General features: G+C 68.2%; 8 protein-coding genes. 3 read left to right on the top strand and 5 right to left on the bottom strand.

The window, feature by feature from the left end; all coding sequences use genetic code 11:
* Positions 1 to 27: 27 nt before the first annotated feature.
* Positions 28 to 1302 (bottom strand): MFS transporter, encoded by a 1275-nt coding sequence (locus tag CYFUS_RS43835; RefSeq protein ID WP_095990633.1) that lies wholly within the window; start codon positions 1300 to 1302, stop codon positions 28 to 30.
* 711 nt (positions 1303 to 2013) lie between these two features.
* Here CYFUS_RS43835 and CYFUS_RS43830 point away from each other — a divergent pair.
* Entirely contained in the window at positions 2014 to 3138 is a 1125-nt protein-coding gene (locus CYFUS_RS43830; RefSeq protein ID WP_232537150.1) for a glycosyltransferase family 4 protein, read from the top strand.
* Between the two features lie 60 nt (positions 3139 to 3198).
* Positions 3199 to 4314: a CgeB family protein gene (locus CYFUS_RS43825; RefSeq protein WP_095990632.1), complete on the top strand. Its 1116-nt coding sequence runs from the start codon at positions 3199 to 3201 to the stop codon at positions 4312 to 4314.
* Between the two features lie 26 nt (positions 4315 to 4340).
* On the opposite strand, the gene CYFUS_RS43820 is transcribed toward CYFUS_RS43825, so the two are convergent.
* A complete protein-coding gene (locus CYFUS_RS43820) occupies positions 4341 to 5915 on the bottom strand; it encodes a pectate lyase family protein (protein ID WP_232537149.1) in 1575 nt (524 codons plus the stop codon).
* A gap of 292 nt (positions 5916 to 6207) precedes the next feature.
* On the opposite strand from CYFUS_RS43820, the gene CYFUS_RS43815 reads away from it, so the two are divergent.
* Entirely contained in the window at positions 6208 to 6975 is a 768-nt protein-coding gene (locus tag CYFUS_RS43815; protein WP_095990630.1) for a class I SAM-dependent DNA methyltransferase, read from the top strand.
* A gap of 81 nt (positions 6976 to 7056) precedes the next feature.
* On the opposite strand, the gene CYFUS_RS43810 is transcribed toward CYFUS_RS43815, so the two are convergent.
* The 3 genes from CYFUS_RS43810 to CYFUS_RS43800 form a co-directional block, all read right to left on the bottom strand.
* Positions 7057 to 7923 (bottom strand): class I SAM-dependent methyltransferase, encoded by an 867-nt coding sequence (locus tag CYFUS_RS43810; protein WP_095990629.1) that lies wholly within the window; start codon positions 7921 to 7923, stop codon positions 7057 to 7059.
* Between the two features lie 97 nt (positions 7924 to 8020).
* Positions 8021 to 9781, bottom strand: coding sequence for a DUF885 domain-containing protein (locus CYFUS_RS43805; protein WP_095990628.1), 1761 nt, complete (start codon positions 9779 to 9781; stop codon positions 8021 to 8023).
* Between the two features lie 193 nt (positions 9782 to 9974).
* A complete protein-coding gene (locus CYFUS_RS43800; RefSeq protein WP_198316343.1) occupies positions 9975 to 14339 on the bottom strand; it encodes a carboxypeptidase regulatory-like domain-containing protein in 4365 nt (1454 codons plus the stop codon).
* Positions 14340 to 14709 lie beyond the last annotated feature (370 nt).

Below are 14709 nucleotides of genomic sequence, written 5' to 3'. Positions count from 1 at the left end.
TGCGCGGCGTGTTGGACTCCCCGGTGCTCACGCCTCGAGGCTGGCGGGCTTCATGTCCGACACCAGCAGATGCATGATCGAGAGCGCGAGAAGATAGCCGAGTGCACCGATCACGAACAGCACCCAGTAGTGGCCGGTGCGCTGGAGCACCTGTCCGATGACCTCGGAAAACAGCACGCTTCCGAATGCGCCCGCCATTCCGCCGATGCCGATCACCGAGGCGACGGCGCGCTGCGGAAAGAGATCCGACACGATGGTGTAGAGATTGGCCGACCAGCCCTGATGCGCCGCCGCCGCCAGTCCGATGATCACCACCGCGGCCCACAAATTGTCCACCTGGGAGACGAAGGCGATGGGCAATACGCAGCACGCGCAGATCAGCATGGCCGTCTTGCGCGCGCGGTTCACGTTCCAGCCGTTGCGCAGCAGCGTGGATGAAATCCAGCCGCCACCAATGCTGCCGATCGTCGTGAGCGCATAGATGCACACGAGCGGCAGCCCGATGTGCTGCAGGTCCATGCCGCGCGCCTCGTTGAGCCACTTCGGCAGCCAGAACAGATAGAACCACCACACCGGATCGGTCAGGAACTTGCCGAGCAGGAACGCCCAGGTCTGGCGCTTTCGGATCAGCACTCCCCAGCCGGGAGAGCCGGTGCCCGTGTCGGCGTGCACCGGTTCGGCGTCCTCGTAGGCCGCCTGCGTGGCGGCATCGGCCGGACGGTAGATGGTGAGCCAGAACAGCATCCACACGATGCCGATCGCGCCGATGATCACGAACGCGGCGCGCCAGCCGAGCGCGAGCGCCAGCGGCGGAATGATGGCCGGCGCGAAGACCGCGCCGATGTTCGCGCCCGAGTTGAAGATGCCCGTGGCGAGCGCGCGCTCACGGCGCGGGAACCATTCGGTGGTCGCCTTGATCGCGGCCGGAAAGTTGCCGCCTTCGCCGAGGCCGAGCAATGCCCGCATGAACGCGAAGCCGGCCACCGTGCCCGCGGCCGCATGCAGCATCGCCGCCGCGCTCCACATCACCATCGCCACCGCGTACGAAACACGCGTGCCGAGCCAATCGACGATGCGGCCGAAACACAGCTGCCCGATCGCATAGAAGGCCGAAAACGAGATGACGATGCGGCCGTACTCCACCTGCGTCCAGCCGATGTCCTTCTGGAGGATCGGCGCGAGCAGGCCGAGGATCTGCCGATCCATGTAGTTGATGACGGTCGCGAAGAACAGCAGCGCACACACGGTCCAGCGATAGCGGTTGGAGACGCGAGCGCTGCTGGCGATGACGGCTGATTGCATGAGTGTCTCCGTGCGTGGCGCGGCTCGTCATGCCGTGCCAATCTCGTTGTCGTCGGGTACAAGCACCGGAACACCACAGGGCCGCTTGCTCGCGTGGGGGTAGCACGCGGGCTCACGACTCGTGTTCATCCAAGGAAAACGTTTTCCGGGGATATAGCCTCCTTGGGTGCACTTGGGTAGCCCGAAAAGTCAGTTTGATGCGAGGTACCGCGGAGGGCGCGATGTGATGAGTTGCCTTGTCCTGCTGCGTCATGGGTATTGGGCATTGAACGTCAGGCTTTACCGGTGCCCCGAGGCGCCCTGTCCTGGGGCGGCACGACCTGTTCACTGACCTGGCCCACAACCCGGGCGACTCGTGTCAGCAACTCTTGTCGGCTTCTCCGCATCCGTTCGCCGGTGCGAGAGAAGTCCGCGCCCGGACGAATAGAAAGACGCTTTGCGCGGTGCGGCATCTCGATCGACACGTGCCGCCTCCCCCCACCCAGGGCGCAACGGTCTGACAAGTACGTTCTCGCGTGTCGGGGCGTGATGTCCGCCCCCGGTCACTCCGAGCGTTGACGAGTCATCGCCTCGGAGACCGCTCCGTTCACCAGCCCGGAAGCAGGGGGCCCCCCGTCTGGTGGGCTGGCGAGGTCGTGTTACCTCTCATCCATGCGTGAGCGTCCTTCGTCCCCGTTTTCCTCTCCCGCGTCATCGAGCGGGAAGGGACGGGTGCGTCACGTGCTCATGAGCACGCAGTCCTCGCGAGGAGAGTGGACGTGCGCGCTGGAGTTGAGCCGGGCCCTGGGCGAGCGGGGCCTGGCGGTGACGCTGGCCACCCTGGGCGCTCCGCTCACGCTGGCACAGTGGGCCGAGGCGCGTGACGTGCCCGGGCTGCGCGTGGAGCAGGGCGTCTGGCGCTCCGAGGACATGCCGGACGCCTGGGACGACGTCGCCGAGGCGGGGGCCTGGTTGTTGGAACTGGAGGCCAGGTACCTGCCGGACGTGGTCCATCTCAACGGCTATTGCCACGGCGCGCTGCCCTGGAAGCGCAAGCCGCTGGTGGTGGGCCATGCGTGCCCCCGGGCGCGAGCACGGTGCGAGCCGCGCTATCTCGCGGAGGTGACGCGGGGGTTGAGGGCCGCGGGCCACGTGGTGGCGCCTTCCCACGCGCTGCTCGAGTCCCTGGAGCTTCAGGCCGGGCCCCTGTCCTCCACCAGCGTCATCCCGCCCGCTTGCCGCCATGTGGACTTCCCTCCCTCCCCCGTGCGCGAACCCTTCCTCTTCACCACGGGGACGCCGTGGGACGAGGCACGCAACCTGGAGGTGCTGGAGGCGGTGGCGTCCCGGCTGGACTGGCCCGTGCTCGTGGCTGGCTCCCGCGAGCACCCCGCGGGTGGCCTCGTGCGCTCGCGTGCCCTGCACCTGCTGGGGGAACTGCCCCGCGCGGCGCTGGTGGAGCGTCTCGGTCGGGCCTCCCTGTTCGTGCTCTCCTCGCGCGAGGAGCCCTCGGGCCTGGCCGCCCTGGGGGCCGCGCTCGCCGGGTGTGCCCTGGTGTTGAGTGATATTCCCTCCCTGCGGGAGATGTGGGAGGACGCCGCCGTCTTCGTGCCGTCAGAGGACACGGAGATGTGGGGGCGGGCGCTGCGCCGGCTGGTGGCGGAGCCTGTCCTGCGGGGCCGGATGTCCACCCTTGCACGCACGCGGGCACTGGAGTTCTCCCCGGAGCGCATGGCGGATGCCTATGTTGCGCTCTACGGTCGCATGGGGGAGGTCTCCCAGCGGAGTTCGCCCTCCCAGCCCCAGCTGGCACGGGCGAAGGCGGGGGCGGATTGGGGTCGCTCTCGGGTTCTTTGAGGGGGTAGCCCGCGTCGACACCCATCTGGGGGGCTGGTGGGGGCGGGAAAAGGAGCGGACATGCGCAGCCAGGGACTTCGGATCGCCTTCTTTGGCGCGAGCCTTGCCTCGGCGTGGTGGAACGGGGCCTCGATGTACTACCGCGGCATCCTCCGGGCCCTGCACGCGCGCGGGCACCACATCACCTGCTACGAGCCAGCGCTCGCCGGCCTTCCGCTCCAGCACGACCTGCCGACGCCGTCCTGGGCGCGCGTCGTGGTGTACCCGGTGGAGGACACCTCGGGGCTGGAGCGGTGTCTGGAGCAGGCGCGGGGCGTGGACGTGGTGGTGAAGGCCAGCGGCGGGGGCTTCCACGACGAGTGGCTCAACCACCGGGTGCTGGAGCTGCGCTCGGGCCGCACCCAGGTGGTGTATTGGGACCTGGACGCGCCGGTGACCCTGGAGCGCCTGTTGCGCGAGCCGGGGGACTCCTTGCGCGCGCTGGTGCCGCTCTACGATTGCATCCTCACCCAGGGCGGGGGCGACCGGGTGGTGCTGGCCTACCGGGACCTGGGGGCACGCGACTGCGTACCGGTGTACAGCGCGGTGGACCCGGACCTGCACTACCCGGTGTCCGCGGATCCACGCTTCGGCTGTGCCCTGGCGCTGCTGGAGGATCGACTGCCGGACCTGGATCCGCGCGTGGAGTGCTTCTTCCTGCGGGCCGCGGAACTGCTGCCGGACAAACACTTCCTGCTCGGGGGGGCGGGGTGGGCGGACCGGCCGCGCCCCGCCAACGTGCGCTACCTGGGCGACCTCACCCCGTGTGCGCACAACGTCATGCGGGGCTCGGCGCGCGCGGTGCTCGACGTGAGCCGCGAGGGAATGGCGCGCTTTGGCTTCTCTCCCTCCGCGCACCTGTTCGCCGCCGCGGGCGCGGGCTCGTGCCTCATCACCGATACCTGGGAGGGCATCGAGCTGTTCCTGGAGCCCGGGCGGGAGTGCCTGGTGGCCCGGGATGGGCTGGAAGTGGCCGAGGCGGTGCTGTGCCTCACGGACGAGGGCGTGCGCGACCTGGGCGACGCGGCACGCCGCCGGGTGCTGGCCGAGCACACCTACTCACACCGGGCGGTGCAGGTGGAGCAGGTGCTCGGGTACACGGGGCGCCCGTCGGCTTCGCGCGAGGTTCGCGCCTGAGTCTGGGCACCGGGCTCGGGTACTCGCTACAGCTTGCCCGCGCCGACGTTCGCCAGGACCGCGGTCTTGGCGGTGTCCGCCGTCTTCAGCGTGTAGCTGTAGGGCGGGCTCCAGAGGTTGGCCACCGGAATGCCATCGCAGCCCTGCAACTGCACGTCGATCGTGGCCGTCATGGGCTTGCCGGCGTCGTCCTTGTTGCTGATGAAGCGGGCCCCGCTGCTGCGGAAGCTCACCCCCTTGCCGTGATCGGTCACGAGCTTGCCGCAGACCTCCTTCGGCTTGAGGGTCTTCATGTTGTAGTAGTTGTTCTCCGCCAGGATGTCGGCCTTGTAGCCCACGCCGATGGCGCTCTCGAACTTGACGTCCGACGCGGCCGCTCCGGCGGGAATGGTGCCATTGGCGGCACTCGGGTTGGTGTCACCCGTCACCAGGTTGTTGTAGATGTGCACCTGGCCATAGCGCACGCGCGGCGTCCGGCTGTTCACGCCCTCCCAGTGGTTGCCGGTGAAGGTGACGTGGAGGCGGCCCTCATCGCTCCACTGCCGCCCGGCATCGCTGTTGCCCACCAGGGTCGTCTTGCCGTGTATGGTGAAGTAGCTGTTGGAGATGGTGACGTAGTCGGAGCCACGCACCACGTCCAGGCCTCCGTCATGGCGGGTATCCGAGGACATGGACGACGGGGTCGGGAGATCCGTCAGGGTGATGTGATCGATCCAGACGTTCTGGGCCCAGGCGACGCAGATGCCGTCGGCATAGGCGTTGGATGAATCCTCCGGGTTCACGTCCCACATGGTGTCGATGGCCAGGTTGCGGACGATGACGTTGCGGGTCCAACCCGGGAAGGCATCCGGGTTCTTTCCCGCCGCCACCCAGGCCTTGAAGTCCACCTCGAAGTTGGCGTTCTCGTTGCCGATCAAGAGCTGCGTACCGGAAATCCTGGCGGGCTTGCCATTCGCGTCCTTGATTCCCACGAGCGTGGTGTTGGACGGAATGAAGAGGGAGCCGCCACTCTTCAGGTCGTCATAGCTGGTGTATTCCTTGAACACGCCACCATCCACCCGGAAGTCGATGTGCCCGACCACCCGGATGATCTTGGGCTCGTTCCTGGCCTCGCGGATGGCATTGACCAGCTGCTCCTTGGTGTACACGGTGTAGATACGGTTGGCCGCCGCCGAGGAACCGCCGGAGACCAGCACCTGGCGATGCTTGCCAGCCGCTCCGTCACGGGCCCAGGCATGCCACCCTTCCAGCGGCGCCGTTTCTCGCTCGAAGGTCAGCACGCCTCCTGTCGGATCGCTCTTGGCCGGCACGATGCTCGGCACCACGGGCGCCGCCTTGTAATTGGAGGGCTCATGCCCGCTCGACGTCTCGACCGGAGCGCTGTAGGTCCGGGTCCCAGACAGCGGCAGCAGCAGCGGTGCCGTGGTGTCCGTCAGGGTCTTCGCGTCAATCACTGCCAGGGGCGCGGAGGCGGCGCTCAGCGCGCTGTCCGTGTCGTAGGCCGTGACAGGACTGTCGGCTCCTCCACAGGCTGACGCCAGGGCTACCGCCAGAAACACAGCCGAAGACACCACTCCCTGCTTCTGGGATCTCAATCTCATGGCTTTCTTCCTCCGTCAGGAAACCGCGGTTGTTCTCGAGCAGAAAGGGGGCGTGCATCTGCTGGACCGAGCAGCGCCCGACGGCGACGTGTGGGAACGCCTCGGACTCCAGTCCCAGAACACTCCCAGCAGTGGTGTATGCGGTGCTGTCGCCTCAATGCATTCTACCACCTTTTGGCACGGATGTCTTGGAAAACGTTTTTTACGCAGTGTGTTATGGCTTTGCGGCACCCCCAAGGCTGGAGGTGCTTCCATGCAGAGGTGGCGGTAGGAATCCCAAGGGAGAGCGCACATGGCCGATTCCGTTCTCGACTTCTACGAGCAACTCGCCGGTGACTATCACCTCATCTTCGCCGACTGGCGGCGCTCGATCGCCTGGCAGGGCGACGTGCTGGACCGGCTGCTCGGTGCGGAACTGGGCCCCGGCCCCTACACGTTGCTGGATGCCTCGTGCGGCATTGGCACACAAGCACTCGGGCTCGCCTCGCGCGGCCACCGCGTCCACGCCACGGACCTCAGCCCCACCTCGGTGCAACGCACCGCGCATGAGGCCTCCTCGCTCGGCGTGCCGCTCACCACGGGCGTCGCGGACCTGCGCACCCTCGACACGCAGGTGCCCGGGACGTTCGATGCGGTGCTCTCCTGCGACAACGCGCTCCCCCACCTGCTCACCGACGAGGAGCTGCGCGCCGCCACGCGCGCCGTCTCGGTGAAGCTGAGGCCCGGGGGCGTGTTCCTCGCCACCCTACGGGATTACGACAAGCTCCTGGAGGAGAAGCCTCACGCCACGCAGCCCCAGGTCATCGACTCGCCCGAGGGCCGGCGCATCGTCTTCCAGGTGTGGGACTGGGCCGAGGATGGCCGTACCTATGCGTTCTCGCTCTTCCTCGTGCGCCAGCGTGGTGGGCAGTGGGAGACGCTCCAGCACAGGACGGTGTACCGCGCGCTCCGGCGCGCCGAACTGGACGCGGCGCTCGGCGCGGCGGGCTTCACGCGCATCCGGTGGCACCCACCCGAGGAGTCGGGCTTCTATCAGCCCGTCGTGACCGCACGCCGCTGAGTGGGCAGGGGGTCAGGTGCCGGGAGGCTCGAATCCTCTGACACCTTCCCCGGACACCTTCCCCCCGCCTTCATCCTTCCTTCACTGGGCGCCGGCGGGCTTGGTGAAGCGCAGCGTCATGCGGTCGCTCTCTCCGATGGCCTGGTACTTCGCATCGTCGGCCGCGTCGTGCCTGTTGCTGGGAGGCAAGGTCCACACGCCGTTGGGATGGTCGGCGGTGTCCTTCGGGTTGGCGTTGATTTCGCTCCTGTCCGCGAGCACGAACCCGGCGCCCTGGGCCAGCTCGATGACCAGCTCCTCGGTCAGATAGCCGGACTTCTTCATCACCTCGAGGTCGGTCCCCGGTTTGGCGCGGTGATCGACGACGCCCAGGGTGCCTCCCGGCTTCAACACGTCGTAGAACGCCTTGAAGTACGCCGGTGCGGTGCCGTCGCTGACCCAGTTGTGCGCGTTGCGGAACGTGAGCACCGTATCGGCCGACCCGGCGGCGCCGAAGTCCGGCTTCGCGGGATCGAACACGCGCACCTCGGGCGTGCCGTAGACCGCGGCGTTGCCGGCGAACTTCTCGCGCAGCTTCTGGTTGAGCTCGTAGCGGTACTTGGGCTGACCGGCGATCGCGTCGTCCCACACCGCGGCGACGTAGTGGCCCTTGTCGCGCAGGTAGGGCGCGAGGAGCTCGCTGTACCAGCCACCGCCGGGAGTGATCTCGATGACCGTCTGGTCCGGCGTGACGCCGAAGAAGCCCAGCGTCTGCTTCGGATGGCGGTGCCCGTCTCGGGCGACATTCTTCGGATCGCGCCAGGCGCCGGAGATCGCTTCGTCGAGCGCGGCAATGGTGGTGTGGGTGGCCGTCGGCGCGGTGCGCTCCGTGGGCGTCGCGGCGGTGGTGCTGGCGCAACCGGAGAGCAGCAGGGTGGGAATCACGGCGGTGAGCAGTACTCGTCTCATGTGACATCCTCCATGAAGGGGGGCGCCACCCTAACGCGAGTCGCGGCAACGGCCACGCGACCCGTCGTGCCGTTCGCCGCAAGGGCGTAATGGGGACTCATCCGCCCTTGAAGGCGAGGCGGGTCCTGGCCACCCACGCCTCGACGCGCTGCTCCAAGATGTCCAGCGGCAGGGAGCCGCCGAGCAACACCACGTCATGGAACTCGCGGACGTCGAAGCGCGCGCCCAGCTCGCGCTCGGCGCGTGTGCGCAGCTCGCGAAACTTGAGCTGTCCCACCTTATAGGCCAGGGCCTGACCCGGCCAGACGAGGTAACGGTCGACCTCGTTGATGACGTCCAGGGGCTGACGCGGCGCGTTCTCCAGGAAGTAGTCGATGGCCTGCTGCCGGCTCCAGCGCCGCGCATGCATGCCGGTGTCCACCACCAGCCGCACGGCGCGCCACATGTCGTAGGAGAGCTGACCGAACTTGTCGTACGGGTCGTCGTACAGACCGAGCTCGTCCCCCAGCGTTTCGCAGTAGAGGGCCCAGCCCTCGCCGTAGGCCACGTGGTAGCCATAGCGCCGGAAGTCGGGGAGCTGCTCCTGCTCGGCGGCGAGTGACGTCTGCAGGTGGTGTCCGGGCATGGCCTCGTGCAGCGTGAGGGGCACCATCTCCCAGGTGGGCCGCGTCTCGGGACGATAGAGATTCACCAGGTACGTGCCAGGGCGGGAGCCGTCGGACGCGGCGGGGTAGTAGAAGCCCGTGGTGGCATCCGGGGCCATGGCTTCCGGGGTCGGCTCGACACCATAGGGTTGCCGCGGCAGGGTCTTGAACAGCTTCACCGTGCGCGGGTCGATCTGCTTGGCGAGGGCGCGATAGCGCAGCAGCAACTCCTCACCGCTCTTGCAATAGAAGCGGGGGTCCGTGCGCAGGAACTGGAAGAACTCGTGGAGCGAGCCCTGGAAGCCCGTCTTCTCCTTCACCGCTTCCATCTCGGCGTGGATGCGCTGGACCTCGGCCAGTCCGAGCTCGTGGATCTGCTCCGGGAGCAGGTTCGTCGTCGTGTACTTGCGAGCGAAGAAGCCATACAGCGCCTGCCCCTCCGGCAACTGCCAGGCGCCCACCTGCTCGGGCGCGGCGGGGAGGTACTCGGACGTCAGGAACTGGTGGAAGCGCGTGAGCGCGGGCAGCACCCCGCGCGCGATGGCGGCATGGCCGGCGGCGGACAGCCGCTGCTGCTCGGCCACGGGGATGCTGGAGGGAAAGCGCGTGAAGGGACTGTAGAACCCGCTCCTCGCGGGGTCGTCCACGAGCTGCTTCTCGAGCTGGGGCGGGATGCGCTGCAGGACGACCCGGGGATACATGAGGCGCTCACGCATGCCCTCGCGCATGAGCGCGACGATCTGATCCACGTAGGTGCCGAAGCCGTCGAGGCGGGCAATCCACTCCTCGTAGTCCTTCGTCGTCGAGAAGCGCAGCGTGTCGGCGAGCTGGTAGGCCGTCTGGAGGCCCGGAGGCTGCTTGATGCCCTCCGGGATCCCGCCCATATGGTTGGTGGGCAGCAGGTGCCACTTGAGCCGGTGCTCCTCGATCCACAGCTCGTAGTCTCGCCGGAACAGATCGTAGGTGAGCTGGTCCTCGGCCGGGAGCTGCTGGCGATCCATCTCCTGGAGCCGCGCGAGAATCTGGAGGTTGTGCCGATGGTCCGCCTCGATGGCGGTGAGGCTCCGGTCGTCCCAGCGGTCGTTCCAGCGGCGATCGCCCAGCACCGACGCATAGGTGGGGCAGTGCTCGAGCTGGTACTGCCACTCGCTCGCGATCAGCGCGTGGAGTGTGGCCGTGGCGGCGTCCTTCTCCGCGGGAACTGCTTCCAGCATGAACCGTCCTCTCTGTGGAGTGGCGGGCCAGCATACCCCCGCCCTCACGAGGCGCCCCGGGAAGGTGTCAGAGGATTCGTCCCCCCCGGGAAGGTGTCAGAGGATTCGTCCCCTACGAATCGTCTGACACCTTGCCCGCGGACACCTTGCCCGCGAATCGTCTGACACCTTGCCCGGACACCTTGCCCGGGCCCTACCGATCCGGCCGGTGGATGATCCGCAGGGCGTTGACGAGCGGCTCCCCGTAGCCCTCGCGCGGAATGAACCGGAGGTTGAGCTGGCCGTCGGTGACCTCGAGGAAGAAGCCGTGGTCATCCGCCGTCAACCTGCCCACCTCCCCCGCGATGTCATGCGCCGGCAGCAGGAGGGTCTGCTCCGCCACCACGTCGAAGAGGCGCTCCCGGCGTCGCACGTCCTGGATCTCCGCGAAGCGCAGGTCGAGCTGGTACACGCCCGGAGGCAGGCCATCGAAGCGGTACTCGAAGAAGCCACGCCGGCCCGTCTGGTAGAGCGGATCCTCGTCCGTGCCGCGGATGGAGGATCTGGTCCGGACCTCCTGGGACGGGTCGACGTATCCCCAGCTCCCGCGGGCGTACCGCCGGTCGGGCGCCCAGAGGTTGCCCGCGCGGTCGATATGGGAGCCATCTCCCACGTTCACGCCCTGGTAGTACTCCGGCACGATCAGGACGACGCGCACCTGCAGCGTGGGCTCGCGCCCGCTGTTGCTCCGGAAGTACAGCGTGGCGTGGTAGATGCCTGGCTCCAGTCCCGAGGCATCCGCCGTGACGGCGATCCGCTGCTCGCGGCCAGCGGCCAGCCTCCCAAGCTCGGGGCTCTCCGAGAGCCAGGGCACGTCCGAGAAGACCGGCACGCCGCTCTCGACGAGGTACGCTTGGGAGGTTCTCTGACTGACCATCCACAGATTGCCCCGCTCATCCAACTCCAGGCCTCCACCGCTGAAGCCGGGAGTGGGGTGCGCCAGGGTCGCCAGCACCGTGCAGGTATCCGGGTTGAGTTCGTAGAGGGTGTCACTCGGGCTGTTGGTGGCCATCCAGAGCACCTGGAAGGACGGATTCCAGGCCAGGCCGGAGATGAGGCCATCCGGCGGTCTGCACTGGCCGATGACCGCGCCCCTGTCCGGATGGGACAGCCCCTTGACGTGGTAGATGATGCCCTCGTTCCAGCCACCGACGTAGAAGGTGTCGTCATCGGGCCGGTAGGCCAGGCCTCGCTGCGAGATCGCGGTCCAGGGGAACTCGCCCGTGATGGAGTCCACGACGTTGCCGGTGTCCGGATCCCAGCAATGGATGCCGTTGTCACCTCCGACGTTGACCTGGCACATCAGGCCGCGGCCCGCGTCGTGCGCCATGTCCGCCAGCCAGTCCCCCGCCCACGGTGCCAGCCAGCTGCGTCCCGTGGTCATCCCGTCCACGGTGAACTCGTGGTTGCTCTTGCCGGGTGTATCCGAGAGCCAGACATTGCCCGTGTAGCCCACGCCCCAGGGCAGCCCGAGCCCCGTGGCCGGCCAGCTCCTCAGGACGTCTCCCGTCAGCGTCGGTGCCCAACCGGGCCGTGCCCCGCCGCCGAACACCTCCCGCGTGGTGTGGCTGTTCGGATCATATTTCAGGCTGCGGATGAGCCCACGCCGGGAAACGACGCCCACCCGGTCGCCGCCCGCCTCCTGCAACGTCCACCCGAGGGGCGCGGAGCCCATGTTGCGCAGGGTCAGGTCCTGGATCCGTCGCTCTCCTCGCGGCACGATGAACTCGAGCACGGTGGGTTCGAGTACGGCGCGCGCCGTGCGCAGCACCCAGTGGTGTTCCACCACCTGGCCGTCCGTGGAGAGCGTCACCGTGTCCGTCTCGGTGACGTAGTTCGGTGGTGCGGAGGCCTCCAGCGTGTACGTGCCGAGGAAGAGCTGCATGCGGTAGCGGCCGTCCGCGCCGGTGGTGACCGAGCGCACCTCCCGCTCCCCCTCGAGCGCGCGCACGGTGGCGCCGGAGAGTGGCAGACCGTCATTGGCGTCGGTCACCACGCCCTCGATGAAGCCGTTGGGGGGCAGGGTGAAGCGGATCGCCCGCTCGTCGCGCAGCGAGGGCGTGTTGAACGAGTACTGCAACCCGACGGTTCCCTTCTCGTTCTCGATGCCCACCGTGGCCGACTCTCCCCTTTCGAACCCGGCGTCGGAGATGCCGCGGTACTGCAGGAGGATGTCTCCCCGCTCGGAGAGGATGATCTCGAAGTCGACGCGTTGGGACCCGTCGCTGAGGAAGGCCACGTTGCGCCACTCGATGACGAACTCGCGCGTGGGGGCCGAGCCCCTCGTCAGTGTCAGCATCCTGGACTCCCCGTCGACGAGGAGATCGTCCCAGAGGGCGAAGATGGCGGCGTTGGGCGGGAGCGGGCTGGGGATGGGCTCGTTGAAGAAGCTCGTGTTGAGTTCGAGGAAGTTCAGGTGGCCGTTGGTGGAGACGTAGGCGGTGCCGTACGTCTGGCCATGGAAGGTGAAGGCGAAGGGCAGGCTCACCTGGACCGCGCTGTCATCCCCGTCCAGAGCGAGGGGCGTGGTGGCCTCGACATAGGCGGGCGGCTCGTACCGGCAGGAGTAGCCGTAGGCGTCCGTTCGGGACTCCAGCACCAGCTCCAGCGACTCGTCGCCGTCCACGACCAGGTGCTCGGTGCGCGGCAGGAAGCAGCCGTCCGCCTCCACCCGCACGTCGTACTCGCCCTCCGGCACGCCCTCGATGCGCCAGGTGCCGGCCGCGTCGGTGAGGGCGGTGGGCAGGGGAGTGCCCAGGAGGGTGACGTGGGCGAAGGCGATGGGAGCCCCGGAGGTGTCGAGCACCCGGCCCGAGACGGTATGCACTGGCACCGGGCGCAGCGCGAAGTCCAGGCGGACGACGCCGCCCTCGGTCACCACCACCCCTTCCACGCTCTGGCGCTCGTAGCCGAAGAGGGTGACGGAGACGCGGTACGTTCCCACTGGCAGCGTCAGGGAGTACTGGCCCTCCGCATCCGTGACCGTTTCCCGTGTGAAGGGCCCCTCGGCCACGACCCGTGCGCCGGCCAGGGGGGCCCCGGTGGACGCATCGGTCACCACGCCGTTCACGCTGCCGGCGGGACCGACGGGAGAGCGCTCCACGGCGGCGAAGGCGTCGAGCTGGCCCTCCCCCCAGACGTTGTTGTCTCCCGACGTGCCTCCGCAGCTCAGATCTTCCCGGTCCACCGCCGACGCATCGAGCAGGGCGCGGGTGGTCTCCACGTCTCCCAGCAGCGATGGAGCCGCGGACCACATCAGCGCCACCGTGGCCGCCACGTGAGGAGCCGCCATGGAGGTGCCGCTGAGGGACTCGTAGCCGCCTGGTACGCTGCTGCGGATGTTCACGCCGGGCGCGGCGATGTCGGGTCGGGTGAGGCCCTCGAACGCCGAGGGGCCCCGGGCGGAGAAGGAGGCGATGTTCCCGTCGCTATCGAAGGCGCCGACCCCGTAGCTCTCGGGGTACGCGGCGGGCGCGCCCACACTGCCGCAGGTGGCCGGCTGGGGGTTGCCGACGGAGAAGACGGGGAAGATGCCCGAGGCGACCCAGGCCTGCACGAGGGACTGGAAGAAGGGATTCGTCGGCCCGTCACTCCACGAGTTGTTGATGACGTGCGGCCGCAGGTCCGGCCGCGGGTTGTTGCCGCTCAGATCCGTGGGGGCGAGCATCCACTGGCCGGCGGCCAGCAGTGTCTCGGGCGAGCAGCTCAGGTCCTCGCAGCCCTTGGCGGCCACCCACCGCACGCCCGGCGCCACGCCAATCTGGTTGCCGCCGTCATCATCTCCCGCCATGGTGCCCAGGGTGTGTGTGCCGTGGCCGATGTTGTCGCAGGGCGCCAGCGAGGGGTTGCCACAGACCTTGGAGGGATCGAACCAGTTGTAGTTGTGATCCAGACTCCCATCCGGGAGGCGCCCGCGGTACTGCCGGGCCAGCGCGGGGTGGTCGAACTGGACGCCGGTGTCGATGCTGCCGATGACGATGCCCTCGCCGCGGATGCCGAAGGTGGACCAGACCTCGGGGGCGCGGACGCGGGCGATGTTCCACTCGATGGCTCCGGGGGTGGGTTGCAGCCCCATCCCGGGGCGTGGCGTCGGGATGCGGTACTGCTCCTCCAGGAGGATGCGCTCGACGTCGGGCCGCCGGGCCAACGCCTTGAGGGTCTCGTCGTCCGCTTTCACGCGGATGACGTTGAGGAGCCAGTAGGGCTGGTGCTCCACGCCCTGGCTCCGCAATTGGGCGCGGAGATCGCCCTGACTGGTCCGGGCCACGGACTGGAGCTGCTCCACGACGAAGCGCCCGCGCGCGCTCCAGTCCTTCATCCCGAAGGCCGGGCGCAGGTCCACCTTCTGGCGGAGGAAGACCCAGGCGGTGCTGTTCCGCGGGGGTTGCGCTTGGGGGGCGAATGGCTTGCCCGGCGGCGTGTTTGATTGACGGGCTATCGGCAAGGCCACGGCCAACAGGAAGAGCAGTGCGAGCGGCCCCGCACTCCTCCTGAAGGGTTCAAGGAACTTGAATCGCATGGGCGTCATGACTCCCCCGCCGCTCCCCGGAAAGCGGCTGGCATTGCAACGGGTGACGACTGCCCGGAGAGAGGGGATGACGCAAGAGGTGCTGCTTGCTTGAGATGGAGCGCGAAGGTGGGCCTGGCCTCGGTCGCCTGACGAGGCCGGGAGCTATTCCCTGGGGCTCGTAGGATATGCGCCACCGTGCACTGGAGAGCCATTGCTCGCCGGTGCCGGGGCGTGCCGCTCCACCAACATTTCAGGCCTTCCGGTGGCGGAGACGATGGAAGACGAATGGCTTTGTCCGGGACGGCACTCCGTGTCCGCCTTCCGGTACGGCTTGTCCGCCGACGGGTGGGGGTTTAGCGTCCATGGGCTGGGGCAAGGG

The organism is Cystobacter fuscus (assembly GCF_002305875.1).
GTDB classification, from domain to species: Bacteria; Myxococcota; Myxococcia; order Myxococcales; family Myxococcaceae; genus Cystobacter; species Cystobacter fuscus_A.
Note: the sequence above shows the minus strand (reverse complement) of the source record. Positions and strands in the feature narration are given on the sequence as shown.